5 protein-coding genes are annotated in these 2,904 nt (G+C 34.2%); all 5 read left to right on the top strand.

Annotated features, from left to right (window positions below):
• The first annotated feature begins 241 nt into the window (after positions 1-241).
• The 5 genes from M3212_RS21525 (at position 242) to M3212_RS21505 (ending at position 2,544) form a co-directional block, all read left to right on the top strand.
• Positions 242-496: a hypothetical protein gene (locus tag M3212_RS21525; RefSeq protein ID WP_003322329.1), complete on the top strand. Its 255-nt coding sequence runs from the start codon at positions 242-244 to the stop codon at positions 494-496.
• Positions 497-581: 85 nt separating this feature from the next.
• A complete protein-coding gene (locus tag M3212_RS21520; protein WP_251195963.1) occupies positions 582-749 on the top strand; it encodes a hypothetical protein in 168 nt (55 codons plus the stop codon).
• A gap of 319 nt (positions 750-1,068) precedes the next feature.
• On the top strand, positions 1,069-1,626 hold the full coding sequence (locus tag M3212_RS21515; RefSeq protein ID WP_251195962.1) for a TVP38/TMEM64 family protein: 558 nt from the start codon (positions 1,069-1,071) through the stop codon (positions 1,624-1,626).
• 197 nt (positions 1,627-1,823) lie between these two features.
• The gene (locus M3212_RS21510; RefSeq protein WP_251195961.1) at positions 1,824-2,195 is read left to right on the top strand and encodes a hypothetical protein; all 372 of its coding nucleotides are present in this window, start codon (positions 1,824-1,826) and stop codon (positions 2,193-2,195) included.
• Entirely contained in the window at positions 2,128-2,544 is a 417-nt protein-coding gene (locus M3212_RS21505) for a M15 family metallopeptidase (protein WP_251195960.1), read from the top strand. Before M3212_RS21510 ends, M3212_RS21505 begins: the two co-directional genes overlap by 68 nt.
• Positions 2,545-2,904: the final 360 nt, after the last annotated feature.

Raw genomic sequence — 2,904 nt, 5'->3', positions numbered from 1 at the left:
TAGGGAGTCTTCCTCCAGTCTGTAGTTTTGTTTCGTCACTTAACTCATTCGACTTTTGGGGAGGTACTCCTTTTTTCGTGCCTTGAAAACCTTGCGAGACTAAGGGTTCAAATTATGAAATTGACTCAAGTATTAATCTTTTGTATTTCTTCATATTTCCATCAAATTCTTTTGTTACATTTTTTATGAAAGATCCTTAAAGTTCTGTAGGGAACCGAATTAATGAAAGGGGTTTGGAAAAATGGATTTAGTTACATTTCTTTTACTTGGTGTTCTTGTGCTCTTAATCCTGACTTGTGTTAAAGGCATGGGCAAGCACGGTGGAAGTTCTACCTGTTGTTCGCCTAAAAAAAACATAACTGCTAATCCAGTAAACAACGAAGAATCAGTTTCTGAATCGATCGAGTTACAAAAAATGCATTCACAAATAGAGAAAATAGAAAAGGATAATCAAAAACTATTGAAAGAAATGGAAGGATTACGAAAGGAGTTGTAACAATTGAACACATTTGAACACATTTTTACTAGTATTTATTGCGATTAAAATCGTTTGTCTGTTCTTCTGTTGGAAAGCCGTCAAGATGGCTAAGCAGAGTACCCCTAATGGGACGCAAAAAAATAAGAATGAGAATTTAATTAACTCATCTGAAGATTGGCAGCGAGCACATAAACAAATGAGTAAGTTAATGGAAGAAAATAAAAAGTTGACTGCATCTTTAGAGGAACTAAAAAAGTCAAAGTCATCTTAAGGAAAATGCTCATGTTATAGAGTAATCATTGTAAAAGATTAATGTAATGTTGGTAATTGAAGAAAACAAATGACGCATGAAAGAATAATGGCATTGACTCCTATCAATTTGTTGTAGGAGTCTTTTGTTGTCTATAAACAAAGTTACTATAGATAATACCAAAATTTAAAAAACTTCATATTTTCTACATAATTGAACGATAGAATAATAGTTCTTGATCAGAGTAACAATACACGAAAAATAAAACGTAAGGGTCTATGGAGATCTATTAAAAATACGAGGGTTTAAATCATTATGAAGATAAATAGAGGAGGGGAAAATGGAAGATCGACTTATATATTACTTTCAAGAGTATGAACACTTTGCAATCTTAATTAGTATTGGAATTAGTATTATTGTTGCAGTATTAGGAGTTATTCCAAGTTTCTTTGTGACTGCAGCGAATCTTATCTTTTTCGGGTTCTGGATGGGGACAATTATTTCTTTTGTTGGAGAGGCACTCGGAGCCATCATAGCATTTTATTTGTATCGAAAAGGGTTAAAACAATTTTCTCAGAAGCCATTGGACAAGTATCCGAAATTAAAACGGTTAGTACATTTAAAAGGAAAAGATGCCTTTTATTTAATTTTATCCCTTCGCCTTCTTCCTTTTGTTCCTTCAGGTCTGGTTACTCTTGCTGGAGCCATTGGTAGTGTCTCATTTATCACTTTTGCTATTGCAAGCTCAATAGGTAAAATACCTGCGCTTTTGATTGAAGCGTATTCAGTTTATCAGATTACTCAATTTGAGTGGCAAGGAAAAATGATCCTTAGCATTGCAGCGATTTATTTAATTTTTGTTGTTTGGAAAAAAAGGAAGCAACCCACTTCTGTATGAATAAGCCACTTACTAATAAAGTTTAAGACCTGAAATCTCGCTAAGTTGTAATTGCAGTAATAACACAGAAAGGATAGGTATTGTATTAAATGAGGTATTTTTACATTGCTGCACTAGCAGTGGTATTTGTAATCTTAATTGTAATTTATAAAGAAAATTCACTATTAACAGATTCTACAAAAGAAGAAAATAAATAAATGTTATTAAGTGATTACTTATCAACAGACGACGAAAAAATGAAGAATAAGAACGGTGATTTAGATAGTGCTCCAATAAAAAATAGTTTCGATAAAGGCAAACAATCCCAAGAAGATTTTGCTAAAGATAAACCATGGGAATCTTACACGGAAGAGCAATTAGATGATGTTCTTTTATTGGTAAATAAAGAGCGGGATTTACCAAAAGACTATGTACCTTCGGATTTAGTTGATCCAAATGTACCCTTTCCGTTCATAGAGGAGCTGCCTCAACGCTTAATGCGACAGGAAGCAGCGACAGCACTTGAAGATTTATTTGAAAAAGCCAAAAAACTTAAATCTTTATGCTCAATCCGGGTATCGCTCTTATGAACGACAGGAGAGTATCTTTGCGTATTATGTTGAGAGAAGCGGTGAAGAAAAGGCAAGTCGAGTAAGTGCGAATGCTGGGCATAGTGAGCACCAAACTGGTCTAGCAATGGATGTTACTACTCCGGAAGTGAACTTTCAATTAGTTACCTCATTTGAAGATACACCTGAGGGTCAATGGATTAAGGAAAATGCTGCGCAGTTTGGTTTTATCATTCGTTATCCGAAAGATAAAGAAAAAATTACAGGTTATCAATACGAGCCATGGCATCTTCGGTTTGTAGGCAAAGAGCCAGCCAAAGTAATTCATGAACAAGGGTTAACGTTAGAAGAATACTTAGGATTTGAGTAAGCTTTGAAGAGTAGATTTTAATTAAAGTAAATACTAATATCTTTATTCTTAGCTCCCTTCTCCAGGGGGCTTATTTACGTTTTGGTATCATGATGATAATTAAATTTCGAACAAATTTCCTTTAATACTTCTGCCTTGTGTAACTTGGTAATATTTACTAGATTTATGAAGAGTGGTCTATTAAATAATAAGGAAGAAGGGAGGAGATGTAAAATGACCACTTTGATTGATTCTGATTACAGCCATCCGATTGAACCAGTTGTGCCATCTTTTTGATCCGCCTCGGACATGAATTTGATCCAATTAAGACATGACTGACCCACCCTCCTATATAATGAAGGAGCACATTTGTGCAAATTT

Source organism: Halalkalibacter oceani, from assembly GCF_023715705.1.
Classification (GTDB): domain Bacteria; phylum Bacillota; class Bacilli; order Bacillales; family Bacillaceae_D; genus Halalkalibacter; species Halalkalibacter oceani_A.
The sequence above is the reverse complement of the archived record's forward strand: the minus strand, read 5'-3'. Positions and strand labels throughout refer to the sequence as shown.

Coding starts and splice junctions, on each gene's coding strand:
- M3212_RS21525 (WP_003322329.1), top strand. CDS start 242: ATGGATTTAGTTACATTTCTTTTACTTGGTGTTCTTGTGCTCTTAATC.
- M3212_RS21520 (WP_251195963.1), top strand. CDS start 582: ATGGCTAAGCAGAGTACCCCTAATGGGACGCAAAAAAATAAGAATGAG.
- M3212_RS21515 (WP_251195962.1), top strand. CDS start 1,069: ATGGAAGATCGACTTATATATTACTTTCAAGAGTATGAACACTTTGCA.
- M3212_RS21510 (WP_251195961.1), top strand. CDS start 1,824: ATGTTATTAAGTGATTACTTATCAACAGACGACGAAAAAATGAAGAAT.